The sequence below is a fragment of the Nocardia sp. NPDC046763 genome, assembly GCF_040645495.1.
In the GTDB taxonomy this organism is placed as follows: Bacteria; Actinomycetota; Actinomycetes; order Mycobacteriales; family Mycobacteriaceae; genus Nocardia.
Map to the genome: position 1 here is coordinate 1 of NZ_JBEYYI010000010.1, position 23,378 is coordinate 23,378.

Genomic DNA, 23,378 nt, shown 5'->3' on the forward strand with positions numbered 1-23,378 from the left:
TGTGGTGCAAGGTCGATCGGCCAGGTGCAGTCGAGCAGGACGTTCGCACCGCCGGACCCGAGGGCGCGGTGCGGGCCGGGCGGCAGGTAGGGCTGGGGTGGTCAAGAAGTTCCGGGCAAACCGTTAGAATTGCGCAAAAGGTGTGCCGGGAAGTCTGGTCGGCATGCGGTTGTGCCGTCGGTCCCTGGAGTGGTGTCGCACGCCGCTTTTTCGTCGACCGACCGGAAGGCTGCACCGTGATCACTCAGGTCCGCTCCGAGCTGGCCCGCTATCTGAGAACCGAAACCTTCGGCGGCGCACTGCTTCTCATCGCCGCCGCCGCAGCACTCATCTGGGTCAATTCGCCGTGGGGCGCGAGCTACACGACCGTGGTCGACACCAAGCTCGCCATTCCCGCCCTCCACCTCGACCTCACTCTGGCCGACTGGACCAAGGACGGCCTGCTGGCGATCTTCTTCTTCGTGGCCGGGCTGGAGCTCAAGCGGGAGCTGGTGGTCGGCGAACTCGCCGACCGCAAACGCGCCACCCTGCCCATCGTGGCCGCCCTCGGCGGTGTGGTGTTGCCCGCGCTCATCGCCACCGCCGTCGGCTGGGGCGCACCGGGCATGGACCGCGGCTGGGCCATCCCGGTCGCCACCGATATCGCCTTCGCGCTGGCCGTGCTCGCCATGACCGGATCGCGGATTCCGGCCAGCGCCCGGGTGTTCCTGCTCAGCCTGGCCGTGGTGGACGACCTGATCGCCATCATCCTGATCGCGGTCCTGTTCACCACCACCCTGAAGATGCTGTGGCTGCTGGTGGCCGTGCTGTGCCTGGCCTGCTGGGCGCTGGCCCAGCGCTTCCGGCTCGGCAGCCCGTTCATCTACGTCCCGCTGGCCCTGATCGCCTGGTACTCCCTGCACGAGGCCGGAATTCACGCCACCCTCGCGGGCGTGGCCTGTGGCCTGCTCACCCGGGTGCGCCCGGATCCGGGCGAGAACGAGCACTCCGTGCCCGCGGCCCGGCTCGAGCATTTCTTCCAGCCCATCTCCGCCGCACTGTGCGTACCGTTGTTCGCGCTGTTCGCCTCGGGTGTTCCGCTGGATGCGAGCGTGCTGTCGAAGCTGTTCACCGACCGGATGGCGCTGGCCATCATCCTGGGTCTTCTGGTCGGCAAGACGATCGGCATCTTCGGATCCAGTTGGCTCGCCGTACGGTTGGGGATCGCGGAACGACCCGGTGATCTCGGTTATCGGGACATGTTCGCCCTGTCGGTACTGGGCGCAATCGGCTTCACCGTTAGCCTCTTGGTGGCAGAACTGGCCTTGGAAGACGTCGGCGACGGGTCGGCGGCAGAACTCGCGAAAGCGGCGGTGTTGCTCACGTCTTTGGCGGCTTCCCTGGCGGGTTCGGCGCTACTGTTGCGTCGGGGCCGTGCTCACCAGGCACGGCGTGACGAGCGGGCACTGCAAAATCAAGAGTGACACCGGACAGTACTACCGGGACATGGAGAAGGGTCGAGCAATTGAGCTTCACACAGGGCGGTAACGGCTACGACGGGAACCGCACCCGCACCGTCACTTCGATTCCGCTGTCCGATATCGACGCCCATCAGTCGGCCACCTTCGGCACCTTGGTCCGCGACGCGACCGAGCAGATGTCGACCCTGGTGCGCGCCGAGGTGGAGCTCGCCAAGGCCGAGGTGACCGGTGAGATCAAGAAGGGCCTGCAGGGCAGCGTCTTCTTCATCCTGGCGCTGACCATCCTGCTGTTCAGCTCCTTCTTCTTTTTCTTCTTCCTCGCCGAACTGCTCAACATCTGGCTGTATCGCTGGGCCGCGTTCCTGGTGGTGTTCCTGCTGATGATCGCGGCGGTGGCGGCCTTCGCACTGCTGGGCTACCTGAAGGTGCGCAAGCTGCGCGCCCCGGAGAAGACCATCGAGTCCCTCAAGGAGGCGAAGAGCGTGCTGCCCAGCGGTTTCGGCCACACCGACACGGAGACGGCCGAGGTCTCCGTCGAACTCGACAAGCCCCGGACCTAGACCTTCGATTACGCTCCATCGGCGTGTCGTCGAATTCGCATCCGGATCCGTCCGCAGTCCGCTATGACGGGCCGTGGACCCATCGGGACGTGCATGCCAACGGCATTCGCTTCCACGTGGTCGAGGCCGTGCCCGCCGGGATGGCCTACGCGGACCCGGACATGCCGCTGGTCGTGCTGTTGCACGGCTTCGGCGACTTCTGGTGGTCCTGGCGCCACCAGCTGACCGGGCTGGCCGCGCGCGGGTTCCGCACGGTGGCGGTGGACCTGCGCGGCTACGGCGACACCGACAAGCCGCCGCGCGGCTACGACGGCTGGACCCTCGCCGGTGATGTCGCGGGCCTGATCCGCGCGCTGGGCCACACCGAGGCGACCCTGGTCGGGCACGCCGAGGGCGGCCTGGTGTGCTGGGCCACCGCCGTGCTGCACCCGCGGCTGGTGCGGTCCATCGCGCTGATCAGCTCCCCGCATCCGGTGGCGCTGAAACGGGCGGTGCTGCGCGACAAGCCCCAGCGCTCGGCCTGGCTGCCGGACTTCCTGCGCTATCAGGTGCCGCGCGTGCCCGAGGCCCGGCTCACCCGCGGCGACGGCATCGAGATCGAACTCCTGCTCCGCGACCGGGTGGGCGAACGCTGGTCGGCCACCGAGGAATTCACCGACACCGCCCGCCGCATGCGCACCGCCATCCGGATCCCCGGCGCGGCGCACTGTGCGCTGGAATATCAGCGCTGGGCCTTCCGCAGCCAATGGCGGCCCGACGGCCGGCGTTTCATGGCGGCCATGGGTGAACCGGTGCTGGTGCCCACGCTGGCCCTGTACGGCGACCGCGACCGGTACATCCTGCCGGGCACCATCCGCCGCGGCCAGCAGCTCTCACCGCAGCGCCGGGTGGTGGCCATCCCGGACGCGGGTCACTATGCGCACCAGGAGAATCCAGAGCCGGTGACCGCGGAGATCGCCAAACTGCTGGCCTGACCAGGCTCACCAATACGGAAAACGGCCCCGGCGAATCATGTTCGCCTGAGCCGTTTTCCGTTATGCCGGGATCAGCTCAGTACACAGCTGCCGGTGCCGACCGCCGCCGATTGACTTGCCGCCGAGCTCAGTTCGGGCCGCACCTCGTCGAGGGTGAGCACGTATCCGGTGTCGTCGTCGGTGACCGCCGCGCCGAACACCACGCCCAGGATCCGGCCGTCGGTATCCACCAGCGGGCCGCCGGAATTACCGGCCCGGACCTGGCCGCGAATGGTGTAGACCTCACGCTTGACGTCGGCGTCGCGGTAGATGTTGGGACCCTTCAGGTTCAGGGTCTCGCGCACGCGGGCCGCGCTGGCGGTGTAGCGCCCGCCGCCCGGGTAGCCGAGCACGATGGAGCTCTCCCCCGAGGCGGCGTCGGCCGGAGCCAGATCCAGCGGCTGCGCGTTCAGGCCCGGCACCGCGAGGATCGCCACGTCCTTGGACGAGTCGAACAGCACGACGGTGGCGGGCAGCGACCCGCGCGCGGTGTCCACGCTGACATTGTTGGTGCCCGCGACCACGTGGGCGTTGGTCATGATGCGCTCCGGGGCCACCACGAAGCCCGAACCCTCCAGCTGCCGTTGGCAACTGGGCGCGATGCCGCGGATGCGCAGCACGCTGCCCTGCAGCTGCTGGGCCACCGGCAGCTGCAGCACGCTGGGATCGGGCGGTTCCACGGCGGTGATCGGGACGTGCCCGAACGGGCCGATGACATCCGGCAGCCCGGAGGTGTTGAGCAGGTTCGAGAAGTCGGTCGGCACCCGCCGCAGCCAGTCCGGCGCGACATGGTCGACATTGCGCAGCACCTGGGAGTTGGTGACCGCGGCCGCGATTCCCGGCTGCGAGGAGTTGGTCAGCGGCAGCGCCAGCAGCCACGCGGTGGCCAGCACCGCCACCGCCTGCAGGCCCGCGCCCACCACGCTGTCCACGCTGCGGGTGAACGGATCCCGCATGCCGCCGCGCGCGGCCCGCCCGAGCACCATGCCCGCGACCTCGCCGACGATCACCAGCGCCACGATGAGCAGCACGCCCACCAGCACTCGGGTACGGCCCTCGTTCAGGTGCTTCAGGATGTGCGGCGCGATCAGAATGCCCGCGACCGCACCGAGAATCACGCCTAGGAAGGCCAGCGCCGAAGCGACCGCGCCCTGCCGCCACCCGGAGGTGGCGGCCAGCAGCGCCAGAATGATGATGCCGAGGTCGAGCCAGCCCGAGGCGCTCATAATGTCATCCCTACCGCGGCCAATGCGGCCTGCAGATCACGTACGTCGTGATGGTCCCATTCACGTTCCCACCCGGACACCGCCAGCAATCCGGCGAGCACCCCGGCGGTGAACCCCCACACCAGCATTCCGTCCACGGTGAACGCCGGGCCCACATAGCCCAGTGGGTGGCGCACCACGAAACGGTTGGCCGGATCGATGAGCTCCGACAGCGGCACCCGCGCCACGCGGGCGGCCTCCGTCTCGCTCACCACCCCCACCTCGCCGGGGGTGCGCCAATAGGCGACCACCGGCGTCACATCGAACCGCGATGGCGGCACGAAAATCTTCGGCAGCACCGCGATCGGCTCCACGCCGGCGGGGTCGAGGCCCGTCTCCTCGCGCGCCTCGCGCAGTGCGGTGCTGATCGGGCCGTCGTCCTGCGGCTCCACCCCGCCGCCCGGGAACGCCACCTGGCCGCTGTGCTGGCGCAGGGTGGCGGCACGCTGGGTGAGCAGCACGTCGGCATCGGCCGGAAGCCCGCCCGGCGCAGTCGGATCCGGCTCGGGGGAGCCGCCGAAGAGCACCAGCACCGACGCCTCCCGGGCCCGGGTCGTCGCGGCGGCGAAGCGCCGCATGGTGCTGTGGCGCAGCACCGGGTTCACGCCGGTGGGATCGGCCGGGTCGTGCTCCGCCACCCCGCGCAGCCACTCCGGAATGCCATTCGCAGACGGCTCGAGTCTCATCACCACGCCCTTGTCGAAAGATCCACTCGTCCCGCCCTCACGCCCTGACCCCCAATTCGGCCGCGACGGTGGCGGAAATGTCCTCGACGCTGGTGAACGGGCGCACCACGACTTTCGCAACGGTGCCATCGGCGCGCAACAGCACCGAGATCGGCAGCACGGCGGGCGCGCCGACCGCGGTGCGGACCCTGGCATTCGGATCCTCGACCCCGGGCAGGTGGATGCCGAGTCCGCTCAGCCGCGACAGCGCCTTGGCGGTCCCCTGATCGGTGTGCACGGTCAGCACCGTGAGCGCGTTCCCGGCCTGCTGCGAGAACTGTTGCAGCAGCGGCAGTTCCTCCGCGCACGGACCGCACCAGTAAGCCCACAGATTGAGCAGCGCGGGCTTGCCGGCCAGCGCTGCGACCAGATCCACCGGCCGGCCGTCGGCCAGGCAGTCCAGCGTGATGCCGCGCAGCGGGCTGTCGCCGACGGGCGCGCCGGTGGGCAGGGGACAGGCGGCCAGCGCCGCCGCGGCCCGATCCGATTCGGCGACAGCCGGTTCGGCGGGCCCGGTGGCCGTCGTCGAGCCGGTCGCGGCACTCTTGTCGTCGGTGTGGGTGAACTGCGGCCACAAAGCGACCGCCACCGCCACGGCGACGATCACCGCCGCCAGCGCCCACCGCCACCCGGTATTGCCCCGCGCCGTATCGGCGCTCACAGGCCGACCAGTTCGAGGAGATGCTCGGTCTCCGGGCCCTTCACCAGCTTGGCGGCCTCGGTCGGATCGGTCGGCCCCTCGCCGAAGGACGGGCAGTCGTTGGCCAGCAGGCACGCGCCGCATGCGGGCTTGCGCGCATGGCAGACGCGGCGGCCGTGGAAGATCACCCGGTGCGAGAGCATGGTCCAGTCGCGGCGCTCGATCAGCTCGCCGACGGCGTGCTCGATCTTGACCGGATCCTCCTCCGCGGTCCAGCCCCAGCGCCGCACCAGGCGCCCGAAATGGGTGTCGACGGTGATGCCCGGGACATCGAAGGCATTGCCGAGGATGACATTCGCGGTCTTGCGCCCGATGCCGGGCAGGGTGACCAGTTCGCCGAGGGTGCCCGGCAGTTCACCGTCGAAACGCTCGACCAGTTCCTGGCCCAGCCCGATGAGGGAATTGGCCTTGTTGCGGTAGAAGCCGGTGGGCCGGATGTACTCCTCCAGCTCGGCCCGATTCGCTTCGGCGTAATCGCGTGCACTGCGGTACTTCGCGAACAGCGCGGGTGTGGTGAGGTTCACCCGCACGTCGGTGCACTGCGCGGAAAGAATTGTGGCGACCGCCAATTCGAGAGGCGTGGTGAAATCCAGCTCACAGTGCGCGTCGGGGAACTCGAGGGTCATTTCCCGGTACATGCGCCGAGCCCGTCGGACCAGGCCGATCCGAGTCTCTTTGTCGCGCTTGCGCGCTTTGGCCGGACGCGAAAACCGTGGCGCATCCGAGACATCGACCGGATCCCCGTCAAAGGTCGCTTGAACGCCCGAATTATCCGGGTCTGCCCCGCTCACGGCCGCGTTGGATTCAGAGACACGCACGCCCCCACCTTACGGAACCACCCCTGCCCCACAACCGGGCCGAGTACCCGCCGTGTTCCATCTGAGACCTTCGGCGTGTTTACTGCTGCCTATGCAAGGACTCGCTGTGGTGCTGTTTCCGATAGCGCTGATGCTGTTCGCGTTGGTGATGGAACGGGTCGAGAATCGACTCCGCAAGCTTCTCGAACCAGACCCGGAGGTCCAGCAGTATCTCGATCGAGCCACGAATGCCGAGGTCAGTGATCTGACAAAGCTGGGTTTGCCGGCCGCGGCGGCGCGTCCGCGGCGTGCCCGGCCCGCAGCCAAGGGAATGGACGTCGCACAGGCCAGCTGATCCGCGCGGGTCGGTGGTCGAGTGGTCCGGAGGCTTTCGGCTCCGGACCACTTTTTACGATCTTCATGACGCCGGTCTCACGGCGTGTCGTAGATTACTTGTGAAGCGTGTCGCGAAACCGTCGTTGTGTGTCGCGTACTGGGGCTCCGCGTGTCTGAGAATGAGCTCGGCGCGTGGTGTCTATCACTACCCGGCGGTATTGCAAAGTAGACTGCACTGTCGGCCGAGTCGTTTCGGTCCAGGACAGAGCCATTTCCCAAAGGAGCACATTCGTGGACGAGGCCCTCGCCAGAGCAGGCATCTTCCAAGGCGTCGAGCCCACCGCGGTGGCCGCTCTCGCCAAACAGCTGCAGCCCGTTGACTTCCCGCGCGGCCACGTCATCTTCAACGAGGGCGAACCCGGCGACCGGTTGTACATCATCACCTCGGGCAAGGTGAAGATCGGCCGCCGCTCCCCCGACGGTCGTGAGAACCTGCTGACGATCATGGGCCCGTCGGACATGTTCGGCGAGCTCTCGATCTTCGACCCGGGCCCGCGCACCTCGACGGCCACCACCGTCACCGAGGTCCGCGCGGTCACCATGGACCGGGACGCCCTCAAGGCGTGGATCGATCAGCGACCCGAGATCGCCGAGCAGCTGCTGCGGGTGCTCGCCCGTCGCCTGCGCCGCACCAACAACAACCTGGCCGACCTGATCTTCACCGATGTTCCGGGTCGTGTCGCCAAGGCGCTGCTGCAGCTGGCCCAGCGCTTCGGCACCCAGGAGGCGGGCGCGCTGCGCGTGACCCACGACCTCACCCAGGAGGAGATCGCCCAGCTGGTCGGCGCCTCCCGCGAGACCGTGAACAAGGCGCTCGCCGACTTCGCGCACCGCGGCTGGCTGCGGCTCGAGGGCAAGAGCGTGCTGATCTCCGACTCGGAGAGACTGGCTCGTCGCGCTCGCTGAGCGGCGACAATTACATACGCGAGGCCACATACGCGAGGCGCGTCGCCACCCCCGTAGCGGTGGTGACGCGCCTCAACGTGTGAACGGACCAAACTGTTCGGATTCTCGGGGGCTTCGCCCCTGAGACCCCTATCCCTGCGAACGCAGATACGCCAACTGCGCTTCGACCGAACTGTGCGCGGCCGGCCAGAGGCGCTTGTCCACATCGGCGTAGACCTCGGCGACGATCTGCAGCGCTTCGGCCTTGGGGCCCAGCTTCTCCAGGGCGGCGCGGACCTGGTTCAGGCGCTCCTCGCGGTGGGCGATGTAGTAGCGGATGACCGGTTCGGCGTCGGCGTGATCGGGACCGTGGGCCGGGAGCAGGGTGCGGCCGGGAGCGACCGCCACGAGCCGGTCCAGGGAGTCCAGATAGGCCGCCAGCGCGCCATCCCAGGATTCCAGGACGGTCGTACCACTTCCGAGGACGGTGTCACCGGTGAGCAGCGCCTGCTCACCGTCCGGGCCGTCGAGCAGGAAGCTGAGCGAGTCCTCGGTGTGCCCCGCGGTAGCGAGCACCGTGATGCGCAGCCCGGCGACCTCGATGACCTCACCGTCGGTCAGATCGGTACCGGTGCCGCGCAAGAACTCGGAATCCTTGGCGCGCACCGGGGTACCGGTGGCCTCGACCAGGTGGTCGATGCCGCCGGTGTGGTCGTGATGCTTGTGGGTGATGAGGGTGAGAGCGATGTTCCCACCGGTCTCGCGCACCAGATTCGCGGTGTGCGCGCGATCCTTCGGCCCCGGGTCCACCACAACGTATTCCGTGGCGCCGGGGGCGCGCAGCAGCCAGGTGTTGGTGCCCTGCAACGTCATTCCGCTGGGATTGTCGGCCAGCACGACGGCGGCGGACGGAGTCACCTGCCGCAGTTGCCCGTACGCGGGATGAGTGAGCGTCATTGTTTCGTCCTAATGCACCGAGCGTGATGCGTCCAGAGTTGAACGCATCACGCTTTCGACTGTGCCCCAAGCATTTCGGGGCTATCGCACCTCGGCGATGAGTTCCACCTCGACCGGGGTGTTCAGGGGCAGCTCGTTGACGCCGACAGCGGAACGGGCGTGCACCCCGGCCTCGCCGAGCACCGCGCCGAGCAGCTCGGACGCGCCGTTGATGACCAGCGGCTGGCTGTTGAAGCCGGACGCGGAGGCCACGAAACCGACGACCTTGACGATGCGCACGACATTGTCGAGGCCGACCAGATCGTGCACGACCGCAAGGGCATTGAGAGCGGCCAGCTTGGCCATCTCCGCGCCCTGCTCGACGGTGACCTCGGCGCCGAGCTTGCCGGTCAGCGGCAGCTCGCCGTTCACGAATGGCAACTGGCCGGAGGTGTAGACGTAGTTGCCGGACCGGACACCGGGCACGTACACCGCGACCGGCTTCGGGGCCGGCGGCAGTTCGAGCCCGAGCTCCTTCAGGTTCTCGGCCCAGGACATCAGCTCTTCGCCCGCTTCAGGTAGGCGACATGCTGTTCGCCGGTGGGTCCGGGCAGCACCGTGACGAGTTCCCATCCGTCGGAACCCCACTGGTCCAGAATGGCCTTGGTGGCATGGGTCAACAGGGGCACGGTCGCGTACTCCCACACGGTCACATCACTCATGCGCTGAGACTAGCCCCGGCCAGGTTCCCGCAGTGCTGCGCCCCGTCTGCCTCCCCTTCGCTCCGACTGTTCGCGGCCGAGGCGCAGGTCTATGGAGCCGGTACCTCGACCTTCCCTCCTCCGCCCCTCCGCTTCGCTCCCCCGCTCCGTCAGTCCGCCGCGAACTCGGAGTGGTGTATCAGACAGTTTGTCGCGCCTCTGGGCAGGATTTGGGAACGAGTTATAGGCTCGCGAGCGTGGGAGTACCGATAGCAGTGCCCGTTTCGGTTGAGCCGGGGGTCGAAGCAGGTTGGCCGGAGCGGGCGGACAAGGCCCGCCTGCACTACGTTTCCGGGAAGGGGGGCACCGGGAAGTCGACCGTCGCCGGGGCGCTCGCACTGGCACTGGCCGCCGGGGGGCGCCGGGTGCTGCTGGTCGAGGTCGAGGGCAGACAGTCGATTGCCCAGCTGTTCGATCTCCCGCCCTTGCCGCCCACCGAGACTCGCATCGCCACCGCGGACGGCGGCGGCGAGGTGATGGCGCTGGCCCTCGACGTCGAGCACGCCTTCCTCGAGTACCTCGACATGTTCTACAACCTGGGCTTCGCCGGTCGCGCCATGCGCCGGGTGGGCGCGATCGAGTTCGTCACCACCATCGCGCCGGGCCTGCGCGACGTGATCCTCACCGGCAAGATCAAGGAATGCGCGGTGCGCGCCGACAAGTCCGGCAAGCCCGCCTACGACGAGATCGTCATCGACGCGCCCCCGACCGGCCGCATCGCCAGCTTCCTGGACGTCACCCAGGCCATGGCCGAGATCGCCGGCGGCGGTCCCATCGCCTCGCAGGCCGAGGGCGTGTCCAAGCTGCTGCACTCCGAGCAGACCATGATCCACCTGGTCACGCTGCTGGAAGCGCTGCCGGTGCAGGAAACCGCCGACGCCGTCGCCGAACTCACCGCCAACGACCTGAATATCGGCACGGTCATCGTGAATCGGGCGAGCGAGGGCTACCTGCCGCGCTCGGTGCGCGAACAGGCCGCGCAGGGTGCGGTCGACATCGACGCCCTGCAGGCCGGGCTGACCGAGGCCGGGATCAGCCTGTCCGAGACCGATTTCGAGGGCCTGGTCGCCGAGACCGTGGAGCATTCCGCACGGCTGGCCGCCCAGGACGAGAGCGCCGCGGAACTGGCCCAGCTCGACATCTCGCGGCTGTACCTGCCGTCGCTGGCCGACGGCATGGATCTGGGCGGGCTCTACGAGCTGGCCGAAGTCTTGAGCGCGCAGGGGGTTCGCTAGTCATGGTCGTTCCGGCAGGCACTGTGCCCCTGGACATTTCGAAGATCCTCGCGGATCCGTCGGCCCGCATCGTGGTGTGCTGCGGCTCCGGCGGCGTCGGCAAGACCACCACGGCCGCGGCCATCGCGCTGCGCGCCGCCGAGTCCGGCCGCAAGGTCGTCGTCCTCACCATCGACCCGGCGCGCCGGCTGGCCCAGTCGCTGGGCGTGAGCGATCTCGGAAACGTCCCGCAGAAGGTCGAACTCGGGCCCGAGGCCAAGGGCGAGCTGTTCGCCATGATGCTGAACATGCGCCGCACCTTCGACGATATGGTGCTGGAGCACACCAGCCCCGACAAGGCCGAGCAGATCTTCGCCAACCCGATCTACCAGACCGTCGCGTCCTCCTTCGGTGGCACCCAGGAGTACATGGCGATGGAGAAGCTCGGGCAGCTGGCATCCAAGCGGGAGTGGGACCTGATCGTGGTCGACACCCCACCCTCCCGCAATGCCCTGGACTTCCTGGACGCGCCGAAACGGCTGGGCAACTTCCTCAACGGCAAGATGATCCGGGTCATCATGGCCCCGGGCCGCGGGGTCGGGAGGTTCGTGGCGGGCGCCATGAGCCTGGCACTGCGCGGCGTGTCGACCATCGTCGGCGGTCAATTGCTCAAAGACGCCAGTGTCTTCTTGCAGTCACTGGAGTCCATGTTCGGCGGCTTCCAGGATCGCGCGGACCGCACCTACGCCATGCTGTCGCGACCGGGCACCCACTTCCTGGTGGTGGCCGCGGCCGAGCCGGACGCACTGCGCGAGGCGAGCTTCTTCGTCGATCGCCTCTCGACCGACCGGATGCCGCTGGCCGGCCTGGTACTGAACCGGACGCACCCGGTGCTGAGCGGCCTGTCCGCGGAGGAGGCGCAGGTCGCCGCGGATCGGCTCGCGCCGGAGACCGCGACCAACGGCGCGACGCCGGAACCCGAGGGGGAGACCCCTGAGTCCCTGGCCGCCGCGGTGCTGCGCATTCACGCCCACCGGGCCGCCACCGCCAAGCGGGAACAGCATCTGCTGCACCGCTTCACGAGCGCGCACCCGAGCGTCCCGATCGTGGCCGTCACCGCGCTGCCGTTCGAGGTCGCCGACCTGGAAGCGCTGCGTGTGGTGGGTGACCAGCTGGTCGAGTCGGGCGTGAAGTCCGCCTGAGAGTCAGGCAGTTCGACCCTTTGGTTTGAAATGCCCGATCCGACCCCGGACACGGATCGAGCCCGCTTTCGCGGGCTCGATCCGTTCTGCTTATAGGGGGGATCTGGGTAAGGGATACTCGCTTACATTGCTACCTTCTGTGATCGCTGGACGCGGAAGAAGTCCGCCCAACTCGTCACCTCCGGATGCTGCTTGAGCAGCGCGCGGCGCTGCCGCTCGGTCATGCCGCCCCACACTCCGAACTCGACACGGTTGTCCAGGGCATCCGCCCCGCACTCCATCAGCACCGGGCAGTGCCGACAGATGGTTGCCGCTTTGCGCTGCGCTGCGCCACGCACGAACAGCTGGTCGGGATCCACTTCCTTGCATCGGGCCTGGGAAACCCAGGCGATTCTCGCTTCGGCCTGCTCCACGTCCAATCGAGCGATCGGGGTAGTCATGTGCATTTGGTGTGCCCCTTTGCAGTCCGAACACCGGGTCACGGCGCTCCAGAATCGCGAGTGCAGCGCGCAGTTACCCAACCCCACTGCGTTCTGCACCACATTCCACTTTGAGTGTTAGCTCTATCACACTGGGTTCTCAATCTAGGTAAAGGTGTGCGGCCTGCGCAAGACCGTCCCGAGATTTTCTGGTACGTCCGTCCACGCATTCGTTGCATGGAACCGGTCAGTCCGTCTCTTTCAGGACGAATGAACACCCCGCCGGGCGAACGCCGAGTGTCCGGAAGGCCAATTAGGCTAGGGCCCGTGCCGATCACACGAACGCTCTGGAGACTGGCAGGCGCGTGCGTCTTGGCCGCCGTGCTGCTCGCCGGTCTGCTGTTCCCGCTCGCCGGTGGCTTCGGGTTCATCTCCAACCGAGCCGCGGACGCCGTCGACAATGTCTCCGCCGAACTCGTCGAGGGCAGTGTGCCCGCCGTCTCGACCATGGTGGATGCGAATGGGACACCGTTCGCCTGGCTGTACGAGCAGCGCCGCTTCGAGGTCCCCAGCGAGAAGATCTCCAATGACATGAAGCTGTCCCTGGTCTCGGTGGAGGACAAGCGCTTCGCCGACCACCACGGTGTGGACTGGCAGGGCACCTTCCGCGCCTTCCTGACCAACACGTCGGGCGGCCAGGTCTCACAGGGTGGCTCCACCATCGACCAGCAGTATGTGAAGAACTACCTGCTGCTCGTCGTGGCCAAGACCGACGCCGAGCGCCGGGCCGCCATCGAGACCACCCCCGCCCGCAAGATCCGCGAGATCCGGATGGCACTGACCCTGGACAAGCGGCTCACCAAGGATGAGATCCTCACCCGGTATCTCAATCTGGTGCCGTTCGGCAATGGCTCCTACGGCATCCAGGACGCCGCGCAGACCTACTTCGGCGTGGATGCCAAGGATCTGAACGTGGTGCAGTCGGCCATGCTCGCCGGCATGGTGCAGTCCAGCTCCAAGCTGAACCCGTACACCAACGCCGCGGGTGTGCTGGAGCGCCGGAACACCGTGCTGGACACGCTGATCCAGAACGTGCCCAACCGCGCCGACGAATACCGCAAGGCCAAGGAATTGCCCCTCGGCGTGCTGCCCGAGCCCAAAGGCCTGCCGCGCGGTTGCATCGCGGCCAATGACCGCGGCTTCTTCTGCGACTACGCGATGCAGTACCTGAACAACGCCGGCATCAGCCGCGATCAGCTCGAGAAGGGCGGCTACCTGATCCACACCACGCTGGATCCAGCGGTCCAGGACCAGGTGCGCGACTCGCTGGCCGCCAACACCAACCCGACCCTGGACGACATCGCCGAGGTCATGAATATCGTGGCGCCCGGCCAGGATTCGCATCCGGTGCTGGCCATGGGCTCGAGCCGCGTCTACGGCCTGGACGCCAACGCGCATCAGACCGTGCAGCCGCAGCCGTACTCGATGGTCGGTGACGGCGCGGGCTCGATCTTCAAGATCTTCACCACGGCCGCGGCCATGGAGAAGGGCCTGGGCATCAACGCCACGCTGGATGTCCCGTCGTTCTTCTCGGCCAAGGGCATGGGTAATTCCGGGACGCCGGGCTGCCCGCCCGAGACCTACTGCGTGAAGAACGCGGGCAACTACGCGGGCTCGATGTCGGTGACGCAGGCGCTGGCGACCTCGCCGAACACGGCCTTCGTCAAGCTGATCCAGGCCGTCGGGGTGCAGCCGACCGTCGATATGGCGGTCCGCCTGGGCATGCGTTCCTACACCCAGCCCGGCACCTCCGGCCACGGCAACCAGAGCCTGGCCGACATGATCAAGGACCAGAACCTGGGCTCGTTCACCCTGGGCCCGGTGGCGATCAATCCCCTCGAACTATCGAATGTGGCTGCCACACTGGCCTCCAACGGCAAGTGGTGCCCGCCCACCCCGATCAAGGAGGTGGTGGACCGCAACGGCAAGCAGGTGCCGCTGACCCAGCAGGCGTGTGAGCAGGTGGTGGATCCGGGCCTGGCCAACACCCTCGCCAATGCCCTGAGCCAGGACGTGGTGAGCGGTACCGGTGCGGGTTCGGCGCACTCGGTGGGCTGGAACGTCCCGACCTCGGCCAAGACGGGGACCACCGAGACCCACCGGTCCTCGGCCTTCCTGGCCTTCACCAACTCCTTCGCCGGGGCCAGCTACATCTACGGCGACAGCCCGACGCCGGGCGAGATCTGCTCGTTCCCGCTGCGCAGCTGCGGCAGCGGAAACCTGTACGGCGGTAATGAACCGGCTAAAACCTATCTGGGCGCGATGAAGAACGTGCTCGACCGGTTCCCGCCGGCGGTGCTGCCGCCGCTGGACGACAAGTACGTTCGCGGATCGAACAATTCACAGATCCCGGATGTGATCGGCATGTCTCAGGCGGAGGCCACCTCCACCCTGGTCGGGGCGGGCTTCCAGGTGTCGGTGACGACGCAGCCGGGCGCGAACAAGGGGACGGTCATGAACGTCTCGCCGAACGGGTCGGCCATCCCGGGCTCGGTGATCACGCTCTACGTGAGCGACGGCAGTCAGATCCCGGCGCCGGCGCCGAACGCGCCGCCCGCGATGCCGGGATTGCCGAGCATCCCCCTCCCGCAACTGCCGCCGATCCCGATTCCCATCCCGATCCCGCGGTAAGCGAAGGAAAGGCCCGGAGTGATTCACTCACTCCGGGCCTTTCGTATTAATAAGACAGCGTCAGAGTCGCGCCTTCACGGCGGCGGAGATACGCGACCCGTCCGCGCGACCCGAAGCGAGCGCCGTCGCGGCCTTCATGACCTGACCCATCTGCTTCATCCCCGGCCGCTCCCCCAGCTGCTCGGCGATGGTGGCGATGGCGGTGTCGGCGATGTCGCCCACCTCGGCATCGGTGAGCTGGGTGGGCAGGTACTCGTCGATGATCGATTCCTCGGCGCGCTCGTTGGCCGCCAGTTCGCCACGCCCGGCCTGCTCGTAGACGACGGCGGCCTCATTGCGCTTCTTCGCCTCCTTCTGCAGGACGGCGATGATCTCCGGGTCGGAAAGCTCACGGGCCTCTGGCCCGGCGACCTCCGCGTTCTGAACCGCGGACAGCAGCATCCGCAGCGTGGCCAGCCGCAGCGTGTCCTTGCTCTTCATCGCGGTGGTCATGTCCGACCGCAGCTTGGATTTGAGTTCCGACATGAGCGACACGGTACGAGGGACTTCTATCGTGGTCCAGCTCATTTGACTCGATGTTTCTCCGCCGGGTCGCCTATTCTGGGCAAATGCCCGTCTTCTCGACCTCCGCACTCAGCCGTGCCGCACTCGGAGCCGCCGGGGCCGCGGTCGCCGGAATCGGATACGCGACGCTCATCGAGCGCAATGCCTTCACGCTGCGTGAGGCGACGCTACCGGTGCTGGAACCGGGCAAGCCCTCCCTACGGGTGCTGCACATCAGCGACCTGCACATGATGCCCGGGCAGCAGCTGAAGCAGGCCTGGCTGCGGGAGCTGGACCGGCTGGAGCCGGATCTGGTGGTGAACACCGGGGACAACCTCTCGCACCAGAAGTCGGTGCCCGCGGTGGTGCAGTCGCTGGGCGGACTGCTCGCGCGCCCCGGCATTTTCGTGTTCGGCTCGAACGATTACTTCGCGCCGGTGCCGAAGAACCCGCTCAGGTACTTCAACAAGGACCACAAGCGGGTCTACGGCGATCCGCTGCCCTGGCAGGATCTGCGGGCCGCGTTCACCGAGCGGGGCTGGCTGGATCTGACGCATGTGCGCCGCGATATCGAGGTCGCCGGGGTGCGTATGTCGACCGCGGGCGTGGACGACCCGCATCTGCAGCGGGACCGTTACGACACCGTGGCGGGTGCGCCGAATCCGCTGGCGGACTTGAGCATCGGGCTCACCCACTCGCCGGAGCCGCGGGTACTGGACCGGTTCGCGGCCGACGGTTACGACCTGGTGATGGCGGGCCACACCCACGGTGGGCAACTGTGCCTGCCGGGCTTCGGCGCCCTGGTGACCAACTGCGGGATCGACCGGGCCCGGGTGAAGGGCGCCTCGCGCTGGGGCGCGCACACCCGGCTGCACGTGTCGGCGGGTCTGGGGACCTCGCCCTGGGCTCCGTACCGGTTCTGCTGCCGCCCGGAGGCGACGCTGTTGACGCTGGTCGGCGCGCCGCCGAAGAAGCCGGTCGCCGAGTCGGGGCGGGGTCGCACCGCGTCGTCGGAGGCTGTCGCGCGGTGACCGCCCGCCGCGATATACAGCGCGGCATGTAGTCGTCAGTCAGGGGGCAACTGTGACCAGTGGAAACGACCACAGCAACGAGCCCGGCCGTCCGGAACCGGATCCGGACTGGTGGCAGGGTGTGCCCGGACAGGATCAGGCCTGGCAGCAGCCGCAACAGCCGCCGCAGCCGGGTTATGGCGCGCCGCAACCCAATCCGGGCTGGCAGCAGCCCGGCTACGGGCAGCCGCAGCCGACGACTCCCCTCACCGGCGGTCCGTACGGCCAGCCCTATCCGCCCGGCCCGGCCCGGTACCCGGCGGGCCCCACCGGGTACCCGCAGACGCAGGCGTTCGGCGCGCCGCAGGGTTATGGCCGGCCTCCCGGCTATCCCCCGCCGCCCGGTGGCGGCAAGGGCCGGGTATGGCTGTTCGCCGGTGTCGGCGTGCTGGTGCTGGCGATCATCGTCGCGGTGGTGGTCGTGGCGCTGGTGCACCGGAACTCGAACGACGCCTCGGCCAAGTCGAATCCCACACCGTCGCTGATCAGCGCGCTCACCTCGACCGCGGCCAAGCCCACCCAGTCGGGCCGGCCGACGGCCACCAGGACCACCGGCCCGAAGGCGACCAGCACGCCCGCCGCGGTGATCCCCGGGTACCACGTGGTCACGATCCCGGATAACGGTGCGGCATACGACATTCCGCAGAACTGGAAGGTGGACGGCACCGGGCAGAGCGCCTTCGGCAGCGGCGCGGACAGCATTCCGGTGGCCGGGCTGGCGCAGGACGGCATCGAGTACTGCCCGAAGTACGTGCGCACCAACATCTTTCTGACCCAGTCCGACGAGACGGATCCGGCGAGGGCGGCGGCCGACATCGGCACCCGGATGGGCCGTATCGGCTGGTCCACGTCGACGGGTGCGACGCCCGGTGCGGCGGAGTCGTTCCAGTCGTCGGACGGGCAGCTGCAGGGCGTCTACATGGAGACCAAGGGCACTGCCCCGGCTCCGGCGGCGGGCTGCGCCTCGACGTATTCGGTCTACACCTTCGCCTTCCCCGGCGACAGCGGCGCTTTCGTGTTCACCATCGCCGCGGACACCGGGGTGGACCAGTCCGTGGACGCGACCCTAGCGAAGAAGATTCTCGCCAGCATCCGCCCGATCCAATAGGCGGCACGACTCGTCAGACAGGGGGTCCGACGATGAGCGATGGAACCGACGGTCAGGACATCGATCCCGAGAAGACGACGTCCAGCGGCGACTGGTGGCAAGGGCCGGTACACGAACGGCCCCGGCCCAGCCCGACGCCGTATCCCCATCCGAGCCCGAATCCCTATGCCTCCGGGCCGAATCCGATCCCGGGTCCGGTGCCGCGGCCGGGCCCGTACCAGTCGGGGCCCAACCCCTACCAGTCCTCGCCCTATCGGTCCGGGCCGAATCCCGTTCCGCCGAACGCGAATTCGCACAACACCGGCCCGTCGCCCTTCGCCACCGCGCAACCGGGCGGCTTCGCACCCCCGCCGGGCGGCAATCGCGGGCGGGTGTGGCTGCTGGCGGGCGTAGGCGCGCTCGTGGTGGCGATCGTGGCCGTCGTGGCGATCGTGATCGTGATGCGCGATTCCGGCACGGGCCCCACCCCGACCGCCGCCAAGCCCACCTCGATCACCAGCACGGCCGCCACCACGCCGCACACCACCACGGCCCCGGTGTCCACCCTGACTCCCCAGATTCCCGGTTATCAGGTCGACGTGCCCAAGGACCTGAAGGCCGCGTGGGACATCCCCAGCGACTGGACGACCGATCTGACCGCCACCACCTACGGGAACGGCACCGACAGCATTCCCGCGGCCGGCTTCGCGCAGGAGGGCTCGGACTACTGCCCGAGCAATGTACGTACCACCATGTTCCTGTCCACCTCGGATATCTCCGACGCGACCGCGGCGGCCACCGATGTGGGTGCGCACGCCGCCCGCATCGGCTACACCACCAAGACCTCGCTCGCCGCGGGCACCGCGCAACCCCTCGACACCAGCGACGGCCAACTGCACGGCACCTTCCTGGAGACCAGCGGCGGCTTCACCGCTCCCGCGGGGTGCGCCACCGGCTATTCGATCTACACCTTCGCCCTCAGCGTGGGCACCGGCAAGGGTTCGCTGGTGCTGGTGATCCTCGCCGACACGGGCGTGGATCGCTCGGTCACGGCCGATTTCGCGCGTAAGCTGTTCGCCACTTTTCGCCTGCTTTAGAGCACCTGACCAGCCGATTTAACACCTGGACGGCGGGTGCGCTAAGCTACTGCAGGTTCGCTTCACGGGGTGTGGCGCAGCTTGGTAGCGCGCTTCGTTCGGGACGAAGAGGTCGCAGGTTCAAATCCTGTCACCCCGACTGTGTGGTTGAGACACAACTCGGCCCCCGGCTCTTTCGAGAGCCGGGGGTTTTGTGTTTTCGGGGACCCAGCGTGTTTTTCCGGGACCCAGCGTGTTTTCGGGGGTCGATTTTCAGTCGTCAGCCCGCGACCGGACGAAGGCGGGTGCCGCCCAGGCGATCCGCGTGGTCGGTGAGGATGGCACGCAGGGCGGCGGTGGACGCCGCGTCCACGGGGGTGAGGACCGTGATGCTGTGGTCGGCCCCGTCGGGGCTGGTGAGGTTGTCGTAGCAGACCGTCAGGTCGCCCGCTTCGGGATGCCGGATGCGTTTGGTGCCGTGGCTGCGGTCCTGGACCGCATGGTCGTCCCACCAGGTGGCGAATTCGGGACTCTCCGTGCGCAATTCGCCGATCACCTCACGTAGGCGCGGGTCGTCGGGGTGGCGGGCCAGGTTGCGGCGCAGGTTGCCGACGGTCTCGCGGGCCACCCGCTCCCAGTCCAGCTGGGTGGCGCGGGTGGCGGGGTCGAGCAGGGTCAGGCGGGCGAGATTGATGCCGGGTTCGAAGCCCGGGCCGAACAGCGCCGACGCGGCGGTATTGCGGGCCAGCACGTCGAGGCGGAAGTCGGACAGGTACGCCGGGAGGGCGGGCAGGCCGTCGAGGATGGCGCGCAGTGACTCCGGCGGGTCGGCCGGTCGGCGGCGGGTGGGCGGCTGGGCGCCGCGGGCGATGAGGTGTAGGTGCGCGCGCTCGGTATCGGTGAGCCGCAGCGCGTCGGCGAGGGCGTCGAGGATGGCGGCGCCGGGGGTTCCGACGCGGCCCTGTTCGAGGCGGATGTACCAGTCGACGCTGACCGCCGCGAGCTGCGCCACCTCCTGCCGTCGCAGGCCCGGAGTGCGCCGCTGCCCGACGTTCGGCAGCCCCGCCTGTTCGGGGGTCAGCCGCTCCCGCATGGCCCGCAGGAAGGCGCCCAGCTCCCTTCCCGATGCCGTAGTGTCCACGCTCGCACTCCTTCTCGCCGGAGCCACGGCACCGCCCGGGCTCCCGGCCCTCAGCCTAAGGCGCGGCCGGGTGGTACGCGGGATACCAGGGTGCGGACGATCTCCCTGGCGGTACCGGATTTCGAGAGTCTCTTTCTTGCCATTCGAACGACGAGGAGAACCGCCATGAATCGCACCGCACGCATCGTTTCCGCGACCTTCGCCGTGGCGGCCCTGCTGTCCGCCGCCGCCTGCGGCAGCGACCGGGATTCGTCCTCCGCGACCCCGAGCTCGAATCCGGCTCCCTCCGTTCAGGTTCGGGCCGTGGTCCCCGCGTCGGCCGCCCAGTTCACCGTCACCACCGGCGACGCCACGGCCGGCAACGCCTTCCCGGCCGACTTCTACGCGGGCGCCTTCGGCTGCACGGCCGCCAATCACGTCCCGCGCCTGCACTGGTCCGGCGCTCCCGCCGGAACGAGGAGCTTCGCGGTCACCATGTTCGATCCGGACGCCCCGACCGGCGCGGGCTTCTGGCATTGGATGAACTGGGACATCCCCGCTGCCGCAACCGATTTCACCGCTGGCACCGCGGGTGTGGCGGGCGCCAACGACGCGGGCGTCCCCGGCTACCTGGGGCCGTGCCCGCCCGCCGGCGACCGGCCGCACACCTACCAGATCTCCGTGCTGGCCCTGGACACCCCGACCCTGGACCTGCCCGCGGCGACCACCCCGACGGTCGCGTCCTTCTCGATGGGTTCGCACATCATCGGCGTGGCCCGGCTGTCGCTGACCGCGCAGCGACCCTGACCCGGAACGCACACCGGGTCCCGGCGGTATCGGCCGGGACCCGGTGTGGTGGAACGGCTTTCAGCCCAGGTGCAGGCGCCGCATGAGGCGCAGGGTGACCAGGGTGGACTTGAGCTGCTTCTCGTAGGGCATGGCGGCGCGGGCCGCCATGATCTGCTTCTTCTGCACGCCGACATTGATGGTGTCGGTGTACTTGAGGATGCCGGCCGCGCCGTGGCGGGTGCCGACGCCGGACTGCTTCACGCCGCCCGACGGGGTGCCCTTGGCGGCGTAGCTGGTGACGAAGCCGTCGTTGATATTGATGGCGCCGGCTTCGACGCGCTCGGCGAGTTTCGTTGCGCGGTCGATGTTTCCGGTCCAGATGCTGGCATTGAGACCGTACGCGGTGTCGTTCGCGAGCGCGACGGCCTCGTCCTCGGTGCCGTACTTGTAGATGCTGACCACGGGGCCGAAGGTCTCCATGGTGGCGTGGGCCATGTCCTTGGTGACGCCGGTGAGGACGGTCGGCTCGAAGAAGGCGGGGCCGATGTCGGGGCGGGGATTGCCGCCGGTGACGACGGTCGCGCCCTTCTCCCGGGCCTCGTCGACGTGGGAGGCGACGCGCTTCATGTGGTCCACCGAGACCAGCGAGCCCATCTCGGGATCGAAGTCGTAGCTGGCGCCCATCTTGCCGGCGAGTTCCTCGGCGGCGGCCACGAAGCGGCGCAGGTACTCGTCGTAGATGCGCTCGTGGACGTAGATGCGCTCGATGTGCATGCACGCCTGGCCGGTGTTGCCGAAGACGGCGAACACGGCCGAGGGGATGGCCTCGTCGAGGTTGACGTCGTCGAGCACGATCATCGGGTTCTTGCCGCCGAGTTCCAGGCTGCAGCCGATGAGGTTGCGTCCGGCCTGCTCACCGATGGTGCGGCCTGTGGCGGTGGAGCCGGTGAACATGACGAATTCGACATTGTCGATAAGGGTGGGGCCGACGTCGGGGCCGCCGCCGCAGACCACCTGGATGAGCCCGCGCGGCAGGCCCGCCTTCTGCAGCAGTTCGATGCCGTAGAGGGTGCACAGCGCGGTCTTGTTGTCCGGCTTCATGATCACGCCGTTGCCGGCCATGAGCGCCGGGGTGGAGTCGGACATGGAGATGGCGAACGGGAAGTTCCACGGTGCGATGACCGCGACCACGCCCTTGGGCCGGTGCTCCTCGGTGGAGGAGGTGATGACCGGCATCGGGCCGCTGCGCTTCTTGGGCTTGAGGGTCTTCTCGGCGGTCTTCAGGTAGTGGGCGATGACCATCGGCGTATCGCACGCCTCCTCGATGGCCATCCGCCGCGCTTTGCCGCAGCCGATCTGGATCAGGTCCGCGATGGTCTCGATCTCGGAGAGAATCAGCTCGTGCGCGCGCTCGAATACGGCGAGGCGGTCCTTGAGCGGCCGGGCGGCCCATTCCTTCTGGGCGGCGCGGGCGATCTCGACGGCGGCCTCGACGTCCTCGGGCGAGGACTGCGGCAGGTAGCCGACGACGTCGCCGGTGTAGACCTCGACCATCTCGAAGGGCTCGCGGGCCTCGCCGGCCTTGCCCGCCGTCACCATCGCGGTCAGCCGGTTGATGAGGGATTCCGTGACGCGCGGCGGAAGCTTCGCCTTGCTCGTTGTGCTCATGGGACTCTCTCCACTACTTGCCGCCCGTGACGGCGGTCACCATGATCCAAACTAGAACACGTTATTGTTCAGGACAACGGCGCGGGGTAGTTTCGTGCCGGAATCTTGGTTCGCCCATGTGGAAAGAAGGGTCGGCGATGACCGCAGCGACTGCTGAAACACCTAGCAACACCGAACCGCACGCTCTGGTCGAGAAGCGCGGCGCGACGCTGATCGTCACCATGAACCGCCCCAAGTCCAAGAACGCCCTCACCGGCGAGATGCTGGCGATCATGACCGAGGCGTGGGACACCGTCGACAACGATCCGGAGATCCGCTCCTGCATCCTCACCGGTGCCGGCGGCGCGTTCTGCGCGGGCGCGGATCTGAAGGCCATGAACAAGCGCAGCCCGGACGACGGCATGAAGGAGGGCAGCGCGTTCGACCCGTCCCGCATGCCCGGTCTGCTCAAGGGCCGTCGCCTGACCAAGCCGCTGATCGCGGCGGTGGAGGGCGCGGCCATCGCGGGCGGCACCGAGATCCTGCAGGGCACCGATATCCGCATCGCCGGTGAGAGCGCCAAGTTCGGTGTCTCCGAGGCGAAGTGGAGCCTGTTCCCGATGGGCGGCTCGGCGGTGCGGCTGCCGCGCCAGATCCCCTACACCGTCGCCGCGGAACTGCTGCTGACCGGCCGCCACATCACCGCGGCCGAGGCGCTGAACTTCGGCCTCATCGGCCACGTGGTGCCGGACGGGACCGCGCTGGACAAGGCGCTGGAGATCGCCGAGCTGATCAACAACAACGGCCCGCTGGCCGTGCAGGCGATCCTCAAGGTCATTCGCGACACCGAGGGCATGCACGAGGAAGAGGCGTTCAAGATCGACGCCAAGGTCGGCCTGCCGGTCTTCCGCAGCAACGACGCGAAGGAGGGCCCGCGCGCCTTCGCCGAGAAGCGCAAGCCGAACTTCCAGGGCAACTAGGAATTCCGGGGAACTGTCCCCCCGGAGATGAGGTGGCGACGG

Annotated in this window: 24 protein-coding genes and 1 tRNA gene; 14 read left to right on the top strand and 11 right to left on the bottom strand. The window is 68.3% G+C overall.

Annotated features, from left to right (window positions below):
- Positions 1-239 precede the first annotated feature (239 nt).
- Genes nhaA through ABZ909_RS17765 form a run of 3 tightly spaced genes read left to right on the top strand, consistent with a single transcriptional unit; the run spans position 240 to position 2,994 of the window.
- Positions 240-1,463: a Na+/H+ antiporter NhaA gene (gene nhaA, locus ABZ909_RS17755; protein WP_357001192.1), complete on the top strand. Its 1,224-nt coding sequence runs from the start codon at positions 240-242 to the stop codon at positions 1,461-1,463.
- Positions 1,464-1,504: 41 nt separating this feature from the next.
- Entirely contained in the window at positions 1,505-2,020 is a 516-nt protein-coding gene (locus ABZ909_RS17760; protein WP_357000533.1) for a phage holin family protein, read from the top strand.
- A 23-nt stretch (positions 2,021-2,043) separates the two neighbouring features.
- The gene (locus ABZ909_RS17765) at positions 2,044-2,994 is read left to right on the top strand and encodes an alpha/beta hydrolase (protein ID WP_357000536.1); all 951 of its coding nucleotides are present in this window, start codon (positions 2,044-2,046) and stop codon (positions 2,992-2,994) included.
- Positions 2,995-3,065: 71 nt separating this feature from the next.
- On the opposite strand, the gene ABZ909_RS17770 is transcribed toward ABZ909_RS17765, so the two are convergent.
- From ABZ909_RS17770 to nth, 4 genes are read right to left on the bottom strand one after another with little or no spacing between them, the layout of a single operon-like run.
- Entirely contained in the window at positions 3,066-4,259 is a 1,194-nt protein-coding gene (locus ABZ909_RS17770) for a MarP family serine protease (protein WP_357000539.1), read from the bottom strand.
- Positions 4,256-4,984 carry a CoA pyrophosphatase gene (locus ABZ909_RS17775; RefSeq protein ID WP_357000542.1) on the bottom strand — a complete coding sequence of 243 codons (729 nt, stop codon included), beginning with the start codon at positions 4,982-4,984 and terminating at the stop codon, positions 4,256-4,258. Before ABZ909_RS17775 ends, ABZ909_RS17770 begins: the two co-directional genes overlap by 4 nt.
- 37 nt (positions 4,985-5,021) lie before the next feature.
- The gene (locus ABZ909_RS17780) at positions 5,022-5,684 is read right to left on the bottom strand and encodes a TlpA disulfide reductase family protein (protein WP_357000545.1); all 663 of its coding nucleotides are present in this window, start codon (positions 5,682-5,684) and stop codon (positions 5,022-5,024) included.
- Entirely contained in the window at positions 5,681-6,361 is a 681-nt protein-coding gene (nth, locus tag ABZ909_RS17785) for an endonuclease III (protein ID WP_357001195.1), read from the bottom strand. The genes ABZ909_RS17780 and nth overlap by 4 nt, the downstream gene beginning before the upstream one ends.
- Before the next feature lie 286 nt (positions 6,362-6,647).
- On the opposite strand from nth, the gene ABZ909_RS17790 reads away from it, so the two are divergent.
- Together ABZ909_RS17790 and ABZ909_RS17795 are read left to right on the top strand one after the other, a co-directional pair.
- A complete protein-coding gene (locus tag ABZ909_RS17790; RefSeq protein ID WP_081986109.1) occupies positions 6,648-6,875 on the top strand; it encodes a hypothetical protein in 228 nt (75 codons plus the stop codon).
- A gap of 272 nt (positions 6,876-7,147) precedes the next feature.
- A complete protein-coding gene (locus ABZ909_RS17795; protein WP_019044571.1) occupies positions 7,148-7,822 on the top strand; it encodes a Crp/Fnr family transcriptional regulator in 675 nt (224 codons plus the stop codon).
- Between the two features lie 129 nt (positions 7,823-7,951).
- Here the strand turns inward: ABZ909_RS17795 and ABZ909_RS17800 are convergent, their stop codons facing one another.
- From ABZ909_RS17800 to ABZ909_RS17810, 3 genes are all read right to left on the bottom strand, one after another.
- On the bottom strand, positions 7,952-8,758 hold the full coding sequence (locus ABZ909_RS17800) for an MBL fold metallo-hydrolase (protein WP_357000549.1): 807 nt from the start codon (positions 8,756-8,758) through the stop codon (positions 7,952-7,954).
- Positions 8,759-8,839: 81 nt separating this feature from the next.
- Positions 8,840-9,295, bottom strand: coding sequence for a RidA family protein (locus ABZ909_RS17805; protein ID WP_357000552.1), 456 nt, complete (start codon positions 9,293-9,295; stop codon positions 8,840-8,842).
- Positions 9,295-9,459 carry a DUF4177 domain-containing protein gene (locus tag ABZ909_RS17810; RefSeq protein ID WP_085996654.1) on the bottom strand — a complete coding sequence of 55 codons (165 nt, stop codon included), beginning with the start codon at positions 9,457-9,459 and terminating at the stop codon, positions 9,295-9,297. Before ABZ909_RS17810 ends, ABZ909_RS17805 begins: the two co-directional genes overlap by 1 nt.
- Positions 9,460-9,713: 254 nt before the next feature.
- Here ABZ909_RS17810 and ABZ909_RS17815 point away from each other — a divergent pair, with 254 nt between their 5' ends.
- On the top strand, positions 9,714-10,733 hold the full coding sequence (locus ABZ909_RS17815) for an ArsA-related P-loop ATPase (RefSeq protein WP_357000555.1): 1,020 nt from the start codon (positions 9,714-9,716) through the stop codon (positions 10,731-10,733).
- Between the two features lie 2 nt (positions 10,734-10,735).
- Entirely contained in the window at positions 10,736-11,914 is a 1,179-nt protein-coding gene (locus ABZ909_RS17820; protein ID WP_357000558.1) for an ArsA family ATPase, read from the top strand.
- Between the two features lie 122 nt (positions 11,915-12,036).
- Here ABZ909_RS17820 and ABZ909_RS17825 read toward each other — a convergent pair whose 3' ends face one another.
- Positions 12,037-12,360 carry a WhiB family transcriptional regulator gene (locus ABZ909_RS17825; RefSeq protein ID WP_033089817.1) on the bottom strand — a complete coding sequence of 108 codons (324 nt, stop codon included), beginning with the start codon at positions 12,358-12,360 and terminating at the stop codon, positions 12,037-12,039.
- 300 nt (positions 12,361-12,660) lie between these two features.
- Here ABZ909_RS17825 and ABZ909_RS17830 point away from each other — a divergent pair, with 300 nt between their 5' ends.
- The gene (locus ABZ909_RS17830) at positions 12,661-15,024 is read left to right on the top strand and encodes a transglycosylase domain-containing protein (RefSeq protein WP_357000562.1); all 2,364 of its coding nucleotides are present in this window, start codon (positions 12,661-12,663) and stop codon (positions 15,022-15,024) included.
- 60 nt (positions 15,025-15,084) lie between these two features.
- Here ABZ909_RS17830 and ABZ909_RS17835 read toward each other — a convergent pair whose 3' ends face one another.
- The gene (locus ABZ909_RS17835; RefSeq protein ID WP_357000565.1) at positions 15,085-15,549 is read right to left on the bottom strand and encodes a GatB/YqeY domain-containing protein; all 465 of its coding nucleotides are present in this window, start codon (positions 15,547-15,549) and stop codon (positions 15,085-15,087) included.
- 83 nt (positions 15,550-15,632) lie between these two features.
- Between ABZ909_RS17835 and ABZ909_RS17840 the strand changes: the two genes are divergently transcribed.
- From ABZ909_RS17840 to ABZ909_RS17855, 4 genes are all read left to right on the top strand, one after another.
- Positions 15,633-16,598 (top strand): metallophosphoesterase, encoded by a 966-nt coding sequence (locus ABZ909_RS17840; protein ID WP_357000568.1) that lies wholly within the window; start codon positions 15,633-15,635, stop codon positions 16,596-16,598.
- Positions 16,599-16,650: 52 nt separating this feature from the next.
- Positions 16,651-17,745: a hypothetical protein gene (locus ABZ909_RS17845; RefSeq protein ID WP_357000571.1), complete on the top strand. Its 1,095-nt coding sequence runs from the start codon at positions 16,651-16,653 to the stop codon at positions 17,743-17,745.
- 32 nt (positions 17,746-17,777) lie between these two features.
- Positions 17,778-18,821 carry a DUF3824 domain-containing protein gene (locus tag ABZ909_RS17850; protein ID WP_357000574.1) on the top strand — a complete coding sequence of 348 codons (1,044 nt, stop codon included), beginning with the start codon at positions 17,778-17,780 and terminating at the stop codon, positions 18,819-18,821.
- 65 nt (positions 18,822-18,886) lie between these two features.
- Positions 18,887-18,960: transfer RNA gene (locus tag ABZ909_RS17855), tRNA-Pro, on the top strand.
- Between the two features lie 120 nt (positions 18,961-19,080).
- On the opposite strand, the gene ABZ909_RS17860 is transcribed toward ABZ909_RS17855, so the two are convergent.
- Positions 19,081-19,941, bottom strand: a complete 861-nt coding sequence (locus tag ABZ909_RS17860; protein WP_357000577.1) for a helix-turn-helix transcriptional regulator — start codon at positions 19,939-19,941, stop codon at positions 19,081-19,083.
- A 165-nt stretch (positions 19,942-20,106) separates the two neighbouring features.
- Here ABZ909_RS17860 and ABZ909_RS17865 point away from each other — a divergent pair, with 165 nt between their 5' ends.
- Entirely contained in the window at positions 20,107-20,727 is a 621-nt protein-coding gene (locus tag ABZ909_RS17865; protein WP_357000580.1) for a YbhB/YbcL family Raf kinase inhibitor-like protein, read from the top strand.
- Between the two features lie 60 nt (positions 20,728-20,787).
- On the opposite strand, the gene ABZ909_RS17870 is transcribed toward ABZ909_RS17865, so the two are convergent.
- Positions 20,788-22,377, bottom strand: coding sequence for a succinic semialdehyde dehydrogenase (locus ABZ909_RS17870; protein WP_357000583.1), 1,590 nt, complete (start codon positions 22,375-22,377; stop codon positions 20,788-20,790).
- Between the two features lie 137 nt (positions 22,378-22,514).
- Here ABZ909_RS17870 and ABZ909_RS17875 point away from each other — a divergent pair, with 137 nt between their 5' ends.
- Positions 22,515-23,336, top strand: a complete 822-nt coding sequence (locus ABZ909_RS17875; protein ID WP_354839022.1) for a crotonase/enoyl-CoA hydratase family protein — start codon at positions 22,515-22,517, stop codon at positions 23,334-23,336.
- The last annotated feature ends 42 nt before the right edge of the window (positions 23,337-23,378 follow it).

Coding starts and splice junctions, on each gene's coding strand:
- ABZ909_RS17770 (WP_357000539.1), bottom strand. CDS start 4,259: ATGAGCGCCTCGGGCTGGCTCGACCTCGGCATCATCATTCTGGCGCTG.
- ABZ909_RS17775 (WP_357000542.1), bottom strand. CDS start 4,984: ATGAGACTCGAGCCGTCTGCGAATGGCATTCCGGAGTGGCTGCGCGGG.
- ABZ909_RS17875 (WP_354839022.1), top strand. CDS start 22,515: ATGACCGCAGCGACTGCTGAAACACCTAGCAACACCGAACCGCACGCT.
- ABZ909_RS17800 (WP_357000549.1), bottom strand. CDS start 8,758: ATGACGCTCACTCATCCCGCGTACGGGCAACTGCGGCAGGTGACTCCG.
- ABZ909_RS17820 (WP_357000558.1), top strand. CDS start 10,736: ATGGTCGTTCCGGCAGGCACTGTGCCCCTGGACATTTCGAAGATCCTC.
- nth (WP_357001195.1), bottom strand. CDS start 6,361: ATGTACCGGGAAATGACCCTCGAGTTCCCCGACGCGCACTGTGAGCTG.
- ABZ909_RS17810 (WP_085996654.1), bottom strand. CDS start 9,459: ATGAGTGATGTGACCGTGTGGGAGTACGCGACCGTGCCCCTGTTGACC.
- ABZ909_RS17870 (WP_357000583.1), bottom strand. CDS start 22,377: ATGAGCACAACGAGCAAGGCGAAGCTTCCGCCGCGCGTCACGGAATCC.
- ABZ909_RS17865 (WP_357000580.1), top strand. CDS start 20,107: ATGAATCGCACCGCACGCATCGTTTCCGCGACCTTCGCCGTGGCGGCC.
- ABZ909_RS17850 (WP_357000574.1), top strand. CDS start 17,778: ATGAGCGATGGAACCGACGGTCAGGACATCGATCCCGAGAAGACGACG.
- ABZ909_RS17840 (WP_357000568.1), top strand. CDS start 15,633: ATGCCCGTCTTCTCGACCTCCGCACTCAGCCGTGCCGCACTCGGAGCC.
- ABZ909_RS17825 (WP_033089817.1), bottom strand. CDS start 12,360: ATGCACATGACTACCCCGATCGCTCGATTGGACGTGGAGCAGGCCGAA.
- ABZ909_RS17835 (WP_357000565.1), bottom strand. CDS start 15,549: ATGTCGGAACTCAAATCCAAGCTGCGGTCGGACATGACCACCGCGATG.
- ABZ909_RS17805 (WP_357000552.1), bottom strand. CDS start 9,295: ATGTCCTGGGCCGAGAACCTGAAGGAGCTCGGGCTCGAACTGCCGCCG.